Annotated in this window: 15 protein-coding genes; 8 read left to right on the top strand and 7 right to left on the bottom strand. The window is 38.9% G+C overall.

Going from position 1 to position 15,425, the window contains the following annotated elements; all coding sequences use genetic code 11:
• The 6 genes from GARC_RS05120 (at position 1) to GARC_RS05095 (ending at position 7,584) form a co-directional block, all read left to right on the top strand.
• Positions 1-600, top strand: coding sequence for a PqiC family protein (locus GARC_RS05120; RefSeq protein WP_007617449.1), 600 nt, complete (start codon positions 1-3; stop codon positions 598-600).
• A gap of 9 nt (positions 601-609) precedes the next feature.
• Positions 610-1,698: a GGDEF domain-containing protein gene (locus GARC_RS05115; RefSeq protein ID WP_007617448.1), complete on the top strand. Its 1,089-nt coding sequence runs from the start codon at positions 610-612 to the stop codon at positions 1,696-1,698.
• 46 nt (positions 1,699-1,744) lie between these two features.
• Positions 1,745-3,550 (top strand): ABCB family ABC transporter ATP-binding protein/permease, encoded by a 1,806-nt coding sequence (locus GARC_RS05110; RefSeq protein WP_007617447.1) that lies wholly within the window; start codon positions 1,745-1,747, stop codon positions 3,548-3,550.
• Positions 3,531-3,758 (top strand): DUF3820 family protein, encoded by a 228-nt coding sequence (locus GARC_RS05105; protein WP_007617446.1) that lies wholly within the window; start codon positions 3,531-3,533, stop codon positions 3,756-3,758. Before GARC_RS05110 ends, GARC_RS05105 begins: the two co-directional genes overlap by 20 nt.
• Positions 3,758-4,120 (top strand): hypothetical protein, encoded by a 363-nt coding sequence (locus GARC_RS05100; RefSeq protein ID WP_007617445.1) that lies wholly within the window; start codon positions 3,758-3,760, stop codon positions 4,118-4,120. The genes GARC_RS05105 and GARC_RS05100 overlap by 1 nt, the downstream gene beginning before the upstream one ends.
• A 125-nt stretch (positions 4,121-4,245) precedes the next feature.
• Positions 4,246-7,584, top strand: a complete 3,339-nt coding sequence (locus GARC_RS05095; protein WP_007617444.1) for a ligand-binding sensor domain-containing protein — start codon at positions 4,246-4,248, stop codon at positions 7,582-7,584.
• A gap of 40 nt (positions 7,585-7,624) precedes the next feature.
• Here GARC_RS05095 and GARC_RS05090 read toward each other — a convergent pair whose 3' ends face one another.
• The 4 genes from GARC_RS05090 to GARC_RS05075 form a co-directional block, all read right to left on the bottom strand.
• The gene (locus GARC_RS05090; RefSeq protein ID WP_007617443.1) at positions 7,625-7,972 is read right to left on the bottom strand and encodes a hypothetical protein; all 348 of its coding nucleotides are present in this window, start codon (positions 7,970-7,972) and stop codon (positions 7,625-7,627) included.
• Between the two features lie 15 nt (positions 7,973-7,987).
• Positions 7,988-8,269 carry a pyrimidine/purine nucleoside phosphorylase gene (gene ppnP, locus GARC_RS05085; RefSeq protein ID WP_007617442.1) on the bottom strand — a complete coding sequence of 94 codons (282 nt, stop codon included), beginning with the start codon at positions 8,267-8,269 and terminating at the stop codon, positions 7,988-7,990.
• Positions 8,270-8,369: 100 nt separating this feature from the next.
• Positions 8,370-8,639 carry a hypothetical protein gene (locus GARC_RS05080; protein WP_153810869.1) on the bottom strand — a complete coding sequence of 90 codons (270 nt, stop codon included), beginning with the start codon at positions 8,637-8,639 and terminating at the stop codon, positions 8,370-8,372.
• Between the two features lie 83 nt (positions 8,640-8,722).
• On the bottom strand, positions 8,723-9,181 hold the full coding sequence (locus GARC_RS05075; RefSeq protein ID WP_007617440.1) for a hypothetical protein: 459 nt from the start codon (positions 9,179-9,181) through the stop codon (positions 8,723-8,725).
• Between the two features lie 131 nt (positions 9,182-9,312).
• Here GARC_RS05075 and GARC_RS05070 point away from each other — a divergent pair, with 131 nt between their 5' ends.
• Positions 9,313-10,053, top strand: coding sequence for a dienelactone hydrolase family protein (locus tag GARC_RS05070; protein WP_007617438.1), 741 nt, complete (start codon positions 9,313-9,315; stop codon positions 10,051-10,053).
• Between the two features lie 109 nt (positions 10,054-10,162).
• The gene (locus GARC_RS27170; RefSeq protein WP_407636164.1) at positions 10,163-10,882 is read left to right on the top strand and encodes a hypothetical protein; all 720 of its coding nucleotides are present in this window, start codon (positions 10,163-10,165) and stop codon (positions 10,880-10,882) included.
• Positions 10,883-10,910: 28 nt separating this feature from the next.
• On the opposite strand, the gene GARC_RS05055 is transcribed toward GARC_RS27170, so the two are convergent.
• The 3 genes from GARC_RS05055 to GARC_RS05045 all read right to left on the bottom strand — a co-directional run bounded on the left by GARC_RS05055 (position 10,911) and on the right by GARC_RS05045 (position 15,310).
• Positions 10,911-12,041 (bottom strand): aromatic ring-hydroxylating oxygenase subunit alpha, encoded by a 1,131-nt coding sequence (locus tag GARC_RS05055; RefSeq protein WP_007617434.1) that lies wholly within the window; start codon positions 12,039-12,041, stop codon positions 10,911-10,913.
• A gap of 106 nt (positions 12,042-12,147) precedes the next feature.
• Entirely contained in the window at positions 12,148-13,971 is a 1,824-nt protein-coding gene (locus GARC_RS05050; RefSeq protein WP_007617432.1) for a DUF885 domain-containing protein, read from the bottom strand.
• 10 nt (positions 13,972-13,981) lie between these two features.
• The gene (locus GARC_RS05045; protein WP_007617429.1) at positions 13,982-15,310 is read right to left on the bottom strand and encodes a M24 family metallopeptidase; all 1,329 of its coding nucleotides are present in this window, start codon (positions 15,308-15,310) and stop codon (positions 13,982-13,984) included.
• Between the last annotated feature and the right edge of the window lie 115 nt (positions 15,311-15,425).

Below are 15,425 nucleotides of genomic sequence, written 5' to 3'. Positions count from 1 at the left end.
ATGAAAATAATCACTATTTGTTTATGTATATTGTTGATCAGTTGCACATCTGAGCCTTTAAATGTGAGGTATTATTTATTACATACCCCACAGAAGAAAGTGGATACCAAAAGCGATGTTGCAAAACCTATAGTAGTTGTGCAGTCACTTAAAATTGCCGATTATTTACGTCAGTCAAATTTAGTACTGCAGGTAGATGAATACGAACTACATTACTCTCGCCAAGACGTATGGGCTGAAGAATTGGGCTCTTCTTTTTACAACGCTTTACTGCAAGATTTGAATACCAATAGCCAGCGAAATTATGTCGCCTCGTCATCGCCAGAAGCAATAGGTGCAACTACAACCATCAATATTAAATTAGAGCATTTTCATGCTACAGACGCTTCAACTGTTGTTAGTTCTGGCCGTTATTGGTTGTCAGCAAATGATCTTAAAACAGCTAAAAACAAAGTACTTGCTACATCTAGTCATTCATTCTATTTCGAATCGCAATTAAAGCAGGATGGCTATTCTCATGCGGTTGAAAAACTAAGAACATTAGTTGTCAATTTAGCCAATCAAATTGAAAAGGATATTGCGGCTTTGCCGAATAATTAATCAGGGTTTATGGATTTTAAAAGCTTTGTTTTAAATCATTTAAATACTGGCGTGGTGCAAACTAACGGCCCAGAAAAGAATCAACAGATTTTTATTGCCAATTTGTTTAGTTTTATTGGTTACGCTCTCGCGTTCTTAATGGGAGTGAGTGCGTTTATAAGACAAGACTGGTTACTTGGTTCAGTACTATTAATAGCTTGTTTATTATTTTTTAGTTCACATTTAATTCTTCGTTCAAAACGTATCACCAATCCTTACAATGTCTCTGCAAATTTAGTTACTAGTTCACTTATGTTATTAATGGTTTACCTAGTGTATACCGGAGGTGTAAATGGTACTGGCCCACTGTGGATTTACATTGTGCCACCAGTAGTATTATTTTTTGGAGGTCTGCGCAAAGGCACCCGAAATCTTGCTCTATTTGTTTTAGTGATTAGCATTTTAATGTTTTATCCCAATAATGAATGGCTTGGAACTTCCTATACGTTTGAATTTAAATCTAGACTACTGTATTCGTTTTTAACGGTTTCATGCTTATTTGCACTCTATGAATATGTAAGACAAAACTCATTTCAGCGGATCAAAGAAATGAGCCAAAAGTACGAAAAACAAGCCATGCGAGATCCTCTTTCTGGATTATTAAACCGCAGAGGAATGCGCGAAAGATTACAGAATGAGTTTGAACGTAGTCAACGTTACAAGAATGATTTAACTGTAATGATGTGTGATATCGACCACTTTAAAGTGGTTAACGACCAATACGGTCATGATAAAGGCGACGATGTCATCATAAATTTAGGGGCCATTTTTGAATCCTGCTTACGCAAAAATGACTCACTGGCAAGATGGGGTGGCGAGGAATACTTATTGCTACTACCTGAAACCAACGGTGACCAAGGCATGCAATTGGCAGAAAAGTTACGTCGTAAAATTGCAGAAACGCAATATAAACATGATGACAAAACTTTCAGTGTGACTATTAGTATTGGATTACATCAAATTGCTGCGACTGATACTATTAACCAAGCGATCACCAAAGCAGATACCAATCTTTATAAAGCTAAGAAACAAGGGCGAAATCGCTGCATCATAGACTAGCAAACCAACAATCTGAATTAAACACCTAAGGTAGAACACTCACACCATGCGTCACAACCGTTACCCCATGAATGACGATACACCTATTAACTGGCGTATATTTTCCCAGTTGTGGCCGTATTTAATTGAATTCAAACTCAGAGTAGGCCTAGCGTTACTTTGTTTAATTGCCGCCAAAACAGCCAGCATTTATTTACCCTTTATTCTCAAATATACGGTTGATGAGCTTAATGTAAATGCTTCGGCTAATGCCATTTTACTGGTGCCTTTTGGCTTAGTTGCAGCCTATGGGCTGTTGCGTTTGGCGAATGTATTATTTGGCGAAATCCGCGACACTCTTTTCGGAAGAGTGACTGAGCGGGCCATGCGCCGTTTAGGTTTACAAGTGTTTCGCCACTTACATAATTTAGACTTGGAATTCCACCTCAATAGGCAAACAGGCGGATTATCAAGGGACATAGAACGCGGCACCAGTGGCATCAGTTTTTTAATGCGCTTTTTAGTTTTCAATATTGTTCCAACATTATTTGAAATAGCCGTTGTTGTTGGCGTGTTGTTCTACAACTATGGAATAAGTTTTGCGCTGATAATTTTGGTTTCAGTGGTCATTTATGTGAGCTTTTCGGTGAAAGCAACAGACTGGCGTACTAAGTACGTTCGCGAGGTTAATCAAGCGGACTCCAGTAGCAATTCAAGAGCCATAGATAGCTTACTGAACTACGAAACCGTTAAGTATTTTAATAACGAAAACTACGAAGCCAACAGATACGACTCTGACTTAGCCAACTGGGAAACCGCAAGGCGTAAGAACCGTTTATCATTATTCGCATTAAACGGCGGTCAGGCGTCAATTATCGCCATTGCTATGACCAGTATGATGGCATTGGCTGCTTATAACGTTGCACAGGGCAAGATGACCATTGGAGATTTTGTTTTAATAAACGCCTTCACTATGCAGATATTTATGCCACTAAACTTCTTGGGGTTTGTGTACCGAGAGATCCGCGGATCATTAGCGAATATTGAAAATCTATTTAACCTGTTAGATAAACAGCCAAATGTGCCAATTGACGAAAACGCCAAAGAGTTAATTATCAGCCAAGGAAAAATAACCTTTAACCAAGTGCAGTTTAGTTATCGCCCCGAGCGCACTATTTTGCATGATATTAGTTTTGATATTCTACCTGGACAAAAAGTCGCAGTGGTGGGAGAAAGTGGCTCAGGCAAGTCCACCTTAGTAAAATTGTTATTTAGATTTTACGATACTAGCAAAGGTAGTATCAGCATCGATGGGCAAGATATCAGTGCGGTCAATCAGCACTCTTTGCGTAAGGCCATAGGTATAGTGCCGCAAGATACGGTGTTATTTAACGACACTATATTAGAAAATGTTCGTTATGGAAGGCCAGATGCGACTGATGCCGAAGTTCAGCAAGCCATAGACTTAGCCCATCTTCGTACCTTTATTGGATCACTACCGGATGGTGAAAAAACCCCTGTCGGTGAACGTGGCCTTAAGTTATCAGGTGGCGAAAAACAACGAGTCGCTATTGCTAGAACAATATTAAAGCGTCCTCCTATCATGGTGTTCGACGAGGCAACCTCTTCTCTTGATAGCCAATCAGAACAAGCGATTTTGGCTGCAATCAAGGAAATATCACAAGGCCATACAAGTTTGGTGATTGCCCACCGTTTGTCTACCATAGTAGATGCCGATAAAATTGTAGTAATGGGTAACGGGCGTATATTAGAACAAGGCACCCATAGTCATTTATTAACTAAAAACGGCGCCTATAAAGCATTGTGGCAAGCGCAACAAAACAATCAACAAGATGAGTCAGACCTTGGATAAACAAGCGCTCTTAGTAGCAATTAACCAGAAAATGCCTTTCGGGAAATATGCCGGCAGGAAATTATTACACTTACCTGAACCTTACTTAGTGTGGTTTAACAACAAAGGCTTTCCAGAGGGAAAGTTAGGCCAACAGCTGGCGTTAATACACGAAGTGAAAGTGAATGGGCTTGAGTCCATGTTGGAACCATTATTACGAGATGATTAATGGGTTATCAGCCAACATGCAATCGAGCTAGAGGCAGACTCAAAACCGCTCAGCAACAAAATATCGATAAACAAATTCTGTGTTTACACCATGCTATGGCCGAAAAACTCATCGCTAACCATCACTATCTTTCGCAAATCATAGAAACAATAGAAGCCCGATACGAGTGCGGTAGGATGCGTTATGGTGCCTACTTATTTTGGTCGAGCTTACTAGAGCATATTGAGCAGCCGACACTCTTTATGGATACCCTGCTAGAAGATTCACCTCAGCTCAGAGCTTATAGACGCCAAACCCCATTGGTGGGAATATTAACAGAACAAGAAAGACAAATAGCCTTAGAGAAAATAATGCAGACATAAATTTTCATCTCCCTTATAGGATAGAGGGATTTGTAACTATGATTTTATGTTATTACTAGGATAACTTCATTTATACTAGCGCCGCAAAATTTTCCGATAAAACCTAACCTAATGGAATTCAAACTTTGACAAAAACAATTAAACACCTTGGTTTAGCATTGTTAGTAATCAATTTATCAATGTCATTAGTCTTTGCCTCAGGTCCCTCCGTTCGTTTTGAACATTTATCTATCGAAAATGGCCTACCGCAAAGCAGTGCCAAAACCATATTACAAGACCAACAAGGATTTTTATGGGTAGGTACTGAAGAGGGGGTAGCACGTTATGATGGTTATGAATTTAAGGTTTTTAAACATAACTTAGAGAATCCTCGCTCTCTATCAAATAACTACGTCACTGTTATTTTTGAAGATCGACAGGGCAATCTTTGGGTGGGAACACGAGGTGGTGGTCTTAATCGCTTTAACCCAGCTACCGAACAGTTTACTCATTTCCTTCATCAAGCAACTGACCCCAACAGTTTAAGCCAGGATTCCATTCATGCTATTACACAGGACCGGCAGGGAAATCTTTGGTTGGGAACTGATGACGGTGGTCTTAATCGTTTTAATCCTATTAGCGAACAATTTACCCATTTCCGTCATCTGGAAACTGACCCTAACAGTTTGAGTGATGATGCAGTAAGCGTCATAACTGAAGACCAACTAGGCAATCTTTGGGTAGGCACTTGGTCCGGTGGCCTTAATCGTTTTAATCCTATTACCGAAAACTTTACCCATTACCGCCATCATGCAACAGACCCCAACAGTTTAAGTAATAATGCAGTTACCGCCATAATTGAAGATAAACAAGGCAAACTTTGGCTGGGCACTAAGGGAGGCGGACTTAATTATTTCAACCCAACCACCGAGCAATTTACTCATTATAGTCATGAGGCAAATAACCCCAACAGTTTGAGTCATGACGAAATCGATACCATTATTAAAGATAAGCAGGGCAACCTTTGGCTGGGGACGCTAGGTGGTGGCCTTAATCATTTAAACCTCATCACCAATAAATTCACTCATTACCTGCATAAAACATCAGATATCAATAGTTTAAGTAATAATACAGTAGTAGCCATTACCTATGACCAACAGGGAAACCTTTGGGTGGGAACTCATGGCGGTGGTCTTAATCGTTTAAACTCACTCACAGAACAATTTACTCATTATCAACATCAGGATCAAGAACCCTATAGTTTAAGTAATAATATAGTACGGGCTATTACACAAGACCAACAAGGCAACCTTTGGGTGGGAACTTGGGGTGGTGGCCTTAATCGTTTTAATTCAACTAGCGAACAATTTACCCATTACCGTCATGATGAAACGGACTCCAATAGTTTGAGTGATGATAAAGTTTACGTTATCACTGAAGACCAACAGAATAACCTTTGGATAGGGACTGATAGCAGTGGTCTTAATCGTTTTAACCCAAACACCGAACAATTTACCCATTACAGTCATGATGCAACAAACTCTAACAGTTTGAGTGATAATGCTGTTAGTGCTATTACTGAAGACCAAAATGGTAATCTTTGGTTAGGCACCTGGAAAGGTCTTAATAGGTTTAATCCAAGCACCGAACAATTTACTCATTACCGTCATCAGGCAACAACCCCTAATAGTTTGAGTGATGATAGTGTCCGTGTCATTACCGAAGACCAACAAGGTAATCTTTGGGTAGGCACTTGGAAAGGTCTTAATCATTTCGATCCGCGCACCGAAAAATTTACCCATTACAATCATCAAGCAACAGACCCTAATAGTTTGAGCAATGACACGATTTACGCAATTACCGAAGACAGGCAGGGAAATATTTGGGTAGGAACTGCAAGCGGCTTAAATTTACTCAATAAAACAACCGGAAATTTCAGCCATTTCTTTGAAAAGGATGGCCTAGCGAATAATGTTGTTTATCGAATTGAGGAAGCTAATGACGGAGGGATCTGGCTAAGTACAAATCTCGGATTATCCAATTTTAACCCTAATACAAAAACCTTTAAAAATTACAATATGGATGACGGCTTACAAAGTAACGAATTTAATGCTGATGCATCGTTTAAAAGTAAAAATGGTGAATTGTTTTTTGGCGGTATTAATGGTTTTAATCGTTTTTTCCCTAATAAAATAATCGGTGATAACCAACAGCCAAAGGTGATTTTTACCGATATGTTGTTATCTAATCAATCAGTACCTGTAAATGTTGTAACCCTATCAAAAGATAATAACCCGCAGGTAATTAACCGTACATTAGACGACAAATATAGGTTAGCAAAAGCAATTCACTCAACGTCAGAAATCACCTTAACCCATCAACAAAACTTAGTAACCTTTGAATTTAGTACCTTGCATTTTTCCAATCCCAAAAAGAATCAATATGCTTATAAAATGCAAGGTTTTGATGACGAATGGATTAGAACTGATTATAAAAATCGCCGCGCAACCTATACCAATCTACCAACGGGTAATTATGTTTTACGCGTTAAAGCTAGCAATCCATATGGCATTTGGAACGAAACAGGCATATCTCTGAAAATCACCGTATTGCCACCACCTTGGTTCTCATGGTGGGCATATTCGTTATATTCTGTGTTACTAATTCTTATTATCGGATTGTTTGTTCGCTCACAGCACAAAAAAGTTCTTTTTATAGAACAAGTGAATCAGTCCTTAGAATTTAAAGTTGCTGAACGCACATTAGGCTTGCATCAAGCGAATGAAAAGTTAGAAAAAATAAATATAACTGATGATCTGACCGGATTAAATAACAGACGTTTTATAACCAATAATTTAAAAAATGATATCGATTTAGTATTGAGAAAACATCGCAATCAAAATTCAAATGGGATTAAAGGTGATAAGAAAGAGAATAATGAATCAGACTTAATCTTTTTTTTAATAGACCTTGACCACTTTAAACAGGTTAATGATGTTTATGGTCACACTGCAGGTGATACCGTTTTAATGCAAATCAAGCCTATTTTAACTAAAGTATTTAGGGAAACAGACTACTTTGTAAGATGGGGGGGTGAAGAGTTTTTGGTTGTGGCTCGTTTTACAGATCGAAAAATTGCTCCAGTACTTGCAGAAAAGTTAAGAAAGTCAGTTGAAATGTATGACTTTGTTATTGGTGAAGAAAATATTATCAAGAAAACATGTTCTATTGGCTACGCAAGCTTTCCTTTCATAAAAAGTAGTCCAGACAGTTTAGATTGGGAGCATGTTTTAGATATTGCCGATCACTGTTTGTATGCAGCTAAAAAGTCAGCTAGAAATTCATGGATAGGACTTGAAGATATAGGCTGTAGAGATGAAAATTTATTCGACACTATTACAGAAAAAACACAAATGTTGATTAACGTAAAACAATTAAAAGTTGAATGTTCTTTACCAAAATTAGATAAGATAAAATGGCATTAAATCAAGGTTAGTAATTTACCATAAGTATAACTGCATTAATTTAGTTCACTGTTAGTCTGCGTTTCCAATCACCATTATGTTCCATCAAACAGGCTTCTTCTGTATCAAAAAATACATTTCGCCTGACATCTTTAAGCAGAATCCCTGCTTTTAAAAGTTGTTTTTGAATGAGCTTCCGCAGCACCTGATCTTGTTGATTGGTTAACATAAGGTCTAGTGAGATGGAATTATCCAACACACAAGTGACCATTAAACTGCCTGGGAAATTGGCATAATTGGCTGAGTGAGTTAACCACTCAAAGCCAACTATGTCTTGTTTAGCCATCTCGCAGACAATAGTCAGTGCTTTGACTACATTGTTATCTAACTTTTTGACTGTTTTGTTCATGCTCAACTTAAAAAATTAGCCATAAGTACATAAATAGACGGTATTAACTTTCACTTGTACTTTAAATTTTTGATTGGCCTCTACCGTAAAACTTTGATTCGCATCAAAGGTTTGCCACTGATCATTACCAGGCAATTGCACAGTCAGCGCTCCACTAACAACATTCATAGTTTCAAACTGACTGGTACCGAATTCATAATCACCCGGAGCCATGACACCTATTGTTGCAGGTAATGTGGCGGTATCAAAAGCAATAGACTTCACTTTACCTTCAAAATATTCGTTAACTTCAAACATATTATTTCTCATTAAAAATAGGGATTAACTTGGTGGCTAATTTAACAGTTTTTTAAACACTAATAAGCCACCAACAAAACCTAAATTAGAAGTAAAAGAACTAGGGTAATTTCAAAGTTTCATCCTCGTCTTTAGGTTCTTTGTCTCCATCTTGTTGTTTTTTAACTTCCTGTTTGCGTTCTGCCACAGCTTCAATGGTGGATTCTGCACTAGGGTCAGGCAAGATCATTTGAAAAAACAAACCAAAAGCAATGGCCCCCGCTTTCCTATTTTTTGCCCAGCCAGTCATTTTTATACATAGATAAATAAAGACAACGAAACACAACCAAGGCTTCAGCAACTGCCATAATAAAATTAAAGTATCCATCATATCTCTCAATAAATAAGGAGCTGCAACACAGCGATCCCAAAAAATGTAATATTAAACAAAGGGTATTTGCCAATTAATAATTTTTAACTAAGGGAGACGTGCAGATCAGATTCATCGATGTGAACCTGCATATTATTTGAGATTAAAATTGGATCAAGCTCAAAAGAGAGTTTACGTTTCTGTTGATAGATAAATGAGGTAGATAACTTGTCTTGGTAATTTTTACAAATAGCGTCGAGACATTCGAGCATAAACATGCGAAATGGATGTGCTAGCTGCCGCTCTATCCCTGAAAGGTAATGGCGTTGCTGCGTAAGTTTTATTTTTTGAGGAGATAAATAAGCTTGTTTTGATGCGAGTTGTTGAACATAGATAAATCTATTATCAATATTCTTATCTATTATACTTACACTGACTTCTTCAATATGAAAGATTCGTTTATCATTCAGTTCAGACTGGATTTCACCAACTGGGTGAAACTGTAAAGCCAAAAAACAGGCAGCAAAAAACAAAGCAAAAAATTTGCCTAACCCACGATTCATAAACTACTGACATTTACAACTTTCATAGTAATGAAGTATAGGCAGTTCAAAAAAATACAAGAAATAAAACTTAGCTAAATCAGGTCTTTATAATAACTGACCTGAATTTGTCAGACTTTTTAAGGAAAAACATGATTATTCAGCATCACGTTAATGATATTAAAACTGCAACAGGCCTAATGCGAACTTCGGTATTTCGTCCATCACAGGAAGGGAAATATCCAGCCATTATCTTCTACTCAGAAATATTTCAACAAACCAGCCCTATCACCCGAAGCGCACAAACATTGGCAGGTCATGGTTTTGTGGTGTTAGTGCCTGAAATTTTCCACGAACTCAATCCGTTAGGAACTGTGCTGGCATATGACGATGTAGGAAAAGACAAAGGCAATGCAGACAAATTTGCTAAGCCACTGGAAGATCACGATTCTGATACCCAAGCCATGGTTGAGTTTGTGCAGCAACAAACCTACTGCACTGGCAAAATTGGCGTGATGGGAGTCTGTATTGGTGGTCATCTTGCATTTAGAGCAGCCCTAAACAACCAAGTTTCTGGAGCATTTTGTTTATACCCTACTGATGTACACTCTAACACCTTACCTTGCGACGAAGGCAATGACTCTTTAACCAGAAGCAGTGATATTCATTGCCCTATGGTGTTAGTTTTTGGCAAACAAGACCCTCACGTATCAGCAGAAGGTCGAGTACTCATTCACCAAACGCTGAGTCAAAATGAATGTGACTTTAGCTGGCATGAAGTCAACGCCCAACATGCCTTTATGCGAGATGAAGGGGAAAGATATGATGCAGCCATAGCCATGCAAATGTACAAAATGGCGATTGATTTTTTTCACGATACTTTGCGTCCATAACCTAACAATGATCCACTCACTCCTATCGAAATGGCTCAAACTAAGTGTCTGTATACTACTAATACTTAACTCGTTTCGAGTTTTGGCTGTTACAGAAAATCAGTTTAAAGTGCATGGTTTGTCAGCTTTCAATACAGAACAAGGCAAGATGCTACAAAGCTGGTTAACCCAAGGTGTGAATGCCACACGTGCCACCTTAGGTATTTACCCAACACCACTTGCATTGCACCTCTACCCCAAAAAATCCAATCAACCAGTACCTTGGGCTTATACAAGGAGATATGGACAAGGCAGTGTACATTTTCATGTAGACCCTAGATTTGGTCTCACAAAATTTGTCGATGACTGGACCATTTACCATGAACTAGCCCACATGGCACTGCCCTATTTAGGGCCGGAATACCGCTGGCTTTCAGAAGGGTTCGCAAGTTATATGCAGTATCAGATTATGGCACAATCTGGGGTGTTAAAAGGCTCGTTAGATACAGGTTACCAACAGAAAATTGCGCCCCATTTACGTTGGTTTAATAGTGATTTAACTGCAGCGTCAATTGCAACAAGGCTGATGGATAATAATCAATACCCAGCCGCCTATTGGGGCAGTGCTTACTTTTTTGTCTATGTAGACAAATTATTGGCTCAAAAACACAATACCTCTTTGACTGAACTTATTACTTACTATCAAGACTGCTGTCGCAAAAATGATAACAATCTAACTGATGTTGTGACTTCCCTCGATGGCATTTTAGATGACAAGTTATTTAGTCATTTGTTAGAACAATATGAAAACGTCCCAGCTCGTGAGTTGTATCCAGAAAATTTTGATTGAGGCTAAAACAAAAAAGTCTTAGAGCATCTTATATTAGTTCATTAAGCTGCGCGCCCAAGTGCTGGTGAAAATGGACTATTGCCGGTTCAAAGTAACCAAAAGTAAAAGCATCATTGGCCCCAGAGTTAATACTTTTTTGAATTCCCCTGACTAAAGCTAAATCTTCCAAAGCACCTGTTTGTGCAACAAAACTCATATCTCGTTTGGCCGCCTCCAATGCGACTTGTTGATCGCCATCTATTGTCTGATTCGTCAGTTGATATAGAGTTGTTCGAGTTGTGTTTATATCGACAGGTTCAAGAATAATAACGTTTGTGTGATGAGATAATAATGTGACTACAACATTTGGAAAAAGATGATAAACGTAAGTTAATCTTCCAGACACATCCCGTTGACTAGGCGTAACGTCGGTTAGGCTTTCCATCCTCCTAAAGGGAAATGTAACCCTAGCGTGGGGACCACAAAATTCGATAATGTTCAAATTATCGTAGCCAAAGGGATAAAAAGTCTCAGGATGGGCAAATTTAATATGATAACCTTCAATAAAACTCTCCAGATAAACTTTCCAATTTGCTTCAATCGTAGCTTCATTTTTACTGATAATAGTGTGGTGCTGTTGAAGTAATACTGGCAAGCCTTCGAGTAGATTTTCAGTCTTACTGTTTCCACCTTGTTGGACAAAAACAAGCCCGCACTTTTCGAATACTTTGACTTCAGAAAGTCCATGTTCTGATTTTTCAAAACCTGGAAAACCTTGTTCATGGGGAATACCTTGCAAGCGGCCGTCCAATCGGTAAACCCATCCATGGTAAGGGCAAACAAAAGCTTTTTTGCACCCAGATCCGGATACTAACTGGGTACCACGATGTCGACAGGCGTTTTTAAAAGCCCGGATTTTTTTATCTTGACCGCGCACTACAATGAGGGGAACACCTGCTACATTTTGAGTGATAAAGTCTCCGGCTTTGGCTAACGCAGCAGAGGGGCATATCGCTATAGGTGACTGCTTTATCAGAGCAAGTTCATTTTGAAAACGTTGCTCTGAACAATAATTTGCAACCGGCTCTCGCCAGATCTGGTCGCCCTGATCGGTTGTCCCGTCTCTAACATGGCGGAGAACCCGTTCTGCTACTTCAGCATTACTCATATACTCTTTCATTGTTTGTAGGCCTTTTGTCACAATTAATTATAAAACTGATCCAGCAAGATATTCCCCGTCTTAAAAAGCAGTAAAACTAACACAGCTTAAAAATTAGCACCTCAAGCTAGCCCTTTTGCTGTTCAATCCATCTATCTATTTTTGCTTCTAGAATTGGCATAGGTAAGGCACCATCTATTAACACTTGGGTATGGAATTTTTTCACGTCGAATTTATCACCAAGTATCTGCTGAGCTTTATTTCTGAGTATTCGAATATGTCGTTGGCCCACTTTGTAACTCACCGCTTGTCCGCCAATGGCAATATAACGTTCTACTTCAGCTTCGATGTCAGTTACAGCAAGTGACGAATTATCTGTCATAAAGTCGATGGCTTTTTGTCTACTCCATCCAAAAGCGTGCAAACCAGTATCCACCACTAAACGCATGGCGCGAAGTTGTTCGTCTGATAATCGCCCGTACCACATGTAAGGGTCAGTAAATAAACCCATTTCTTTGCCTAAACTTTCGGCATACAAGGCCCACCCTTCGGCAAATACTGTGTAGCCACCAAATTTACGAAAGTCAGGCAAACTTTCGACTTCTTGTTGGATAGCAATTTGGAAATGATGACCAGGTGCAGCTTCGTGAATACTTAGGGTTTCCATCAAGTATTTTGGCTGTGCTTTTAAGTTGTAGGCATTAATATAAAATATTCCAGGCCTAGAACCATCTGGTGCTGGACTCTGATAACTAGCTCCGGCGGATGAAGCTGCTCGAAAAGCTTCTACTGCCCGAACTTCGTAGTCCGCTTTAGGGAATACTTCAAACAACATGGGCAAACGACTATCAATTTTTTCTTTTACTTGGGTATAAGCATCAATTAAGGCTTGCTCTGACTTAAAGAAAAATTGTTCATCGGTACGTAAAAATTCAAAAAAGGCCGGTAAGTCACCTTCAAAACCAACGGTTTCTTTAACCTTGGTCATTTCCACTAGAATTCGTGCTACTTCTTGTTTCCCGAAGGTATGTATTTCGTCAGCCGTTAAAGGCAAAGTGGTGTTGGTTTCGATTCGATATTCATACCAAGCTCTACCATTAGGCAAGTCGCTTAAACCAAAAGTGCTGCGTCCTTTCGCTAAATATTCTTCAGACATAAACTCATAAACTCTGCCATAGGCCGGAATGATGACGTTTTTGATTGTCTCAATATAATCTTTGGTAATTTGCTCTTTATCTGAAACGGTTATGTCTTGATCCTCTTTAAGCTTTTCCAATGGAGCGTAAAAGACACTCTTAGTAACATCTTCAAGTATATGCGCTTGCAGTTGCGGCAATACCTTTTCAATCAAAGGTTTAGGAAGCACTATAGACTTTTCGATCCCCTCTTTCATTGCCACTATCGCGCTATCCATATAAGTCGCAAAACCTTCTGCTCTGCTCATAAAATTGCGGTAATCGACTGCCGTATTAAAAGGCTGAGCACTTTTACCTGAACCTAAGGAGGCAAAATAACTATGTGCCCCGCCCATTTGATGAAGGGGGATGAGGTGGCTAGGAAATTGTGCACCTTTAATGGCAATTTCTCTATCCCGCAAAAATATTTGGTAACTTAACAAATCCTGTCCGCTTAGTGCTGATGCATCTATGCCTTTTATTTTGGCCAAATACTTTTCTTCAAAAGCTAAAGACTGAGCAAGATTATGTTTATTTATAGGAGCCCTAAACCTGTCGTTAAAATCGTTTATGCCTACGTATGTCGCTGATATAGGATCCATCTGCATACTTTCATCAAAATACGTTTGAAACAGCGCATTGGCTTTCTCAGACTCAGATAAGCTTACTATCACACTTCCTTCGTTTACTTTTTGCGTTTGTGCTGTATTTGACTGATTACAGGCGACTACCCCAAGTGAAAAAGCAACGGCAAGGGCAAGGTGTTTTCTATTCATTGTGTACTCTTTATTCTGATTTTATTAAGTGAAATTGGATCTGACGACCATCTAAGTATCTGACTCCAGATTGATCGAAATAAGCCTCTTCTTCAAGCATAATGCGAATTTCTTTTTTCCACTCAGAGATAAAAGTTGCGGCATTCAATTCTATAGAATATGCGGTATTGTAATGTAATGGATAATCCCCTTGTACTGGCACACCACCTTGGGAGTCCCACATGCCTAGAGTAGTGCCTGCAGCATGTCCATGGTAACCAATGGGATGAGTGTAAATAGAAGGTTTAATGCCTTCTTTGATGGCTTGTTGTCGAGAGAGTTTTAACACTTCATTACCCGTGCGGCCCAGTTTAAAGTTTGCAGTGAAAATGTCCTGCAATCTATTGGCATTTTCTAAGGCTTTTTTCAGATAATCAGGGGCGTCGGTTTCATTAGGTTTGAGCACATAAGCATGTTGTTGTTGGTCTGACTGGAGACGTAAATAAGTTAGACCAAAATCCATATGTAACAGATCACCGGGCATAATGGTTTGTACCTCGTGACCTTCACTAAATGCTTTTAAGTGATCAAACTTTTCATTGCTTGAACGCTGCAAGGAAACAGAAGGATGAAACCAAGTTTGTAACCTTAAGTCTAAGACTTTCTCTCTTAACCACCACACAATACCATCGGTAGTAGTCACACCCGGCTTAACAACTTGATTTGAAAATGCTTGAGCAATTACCTGATGACCTAACTCAATCAAATTGGGATAAATCTGCATTTCCATTTCGCTTCGGGTTTCAAGCCAAGCAATAGCCAGCTTTTCCGAAGACACTAACCGAGTATCAGTTTGTATAGCTAATGCTTGGCTAAACTCCTCATATTCTGTAGCCGTAATTCCATCAGCTAATGCAAAATGTTTAGATTTATTAACAGCCACTTTTTTGGGTTGTTTTTGTTTTATCATGTTGACAAGACTATCCCATTGATTAGGCTGTTTTTCTTTGTCCCAAGATTTTCTAAATAAGCTATCCACAGCATATCGAGCAACAGCCAAGCGATCAATTGGCTGACCTTCACCAGGGTCAAAAAGCACTAAAATTGTACGTCTTCGAGCAGATAACCAGTTAGCGGGAAGCATTGTTTTTAGTATAGGATCTTCGTTATATTCCCGGGAGATAAGCACCCACATATCTATGCCCTCACGGCGCATCAGATTTGGTAATACCTTTTGTAACTTATCATCTAGTATCTGATTAATTAGCTCTGCACGTTCACGCATAGGCAATACATTTGGAGCAGCGAAACTACTCGCACAAAATACTAATAACAAAAATCCGATTATTTTATTTTTCATCGTTATTACTGCGCCTATATAAATTAAATTTGTAAACAAATTTTTAGATCTCTAACTTAATGGAATTATTGGTTAATTTCGAGGGTAACAGTTACAGTAGTCAAAAATAATCTGA

The sequence above is a fragment of the Paraglaciecola arctica BSs20135 genome (genome assembly GCF_000314995.1).
Taxonomy (GTDB): Bacteria; Pseudomonadota; Gammaproteobacteria; order Enterobacterales; family Alteromonadaceae; genus Paraglaciecola; species Paraglaciecola arctica.
This window is presented reverse-complemented; position numbering and strand designations above follow the sequence as displayed.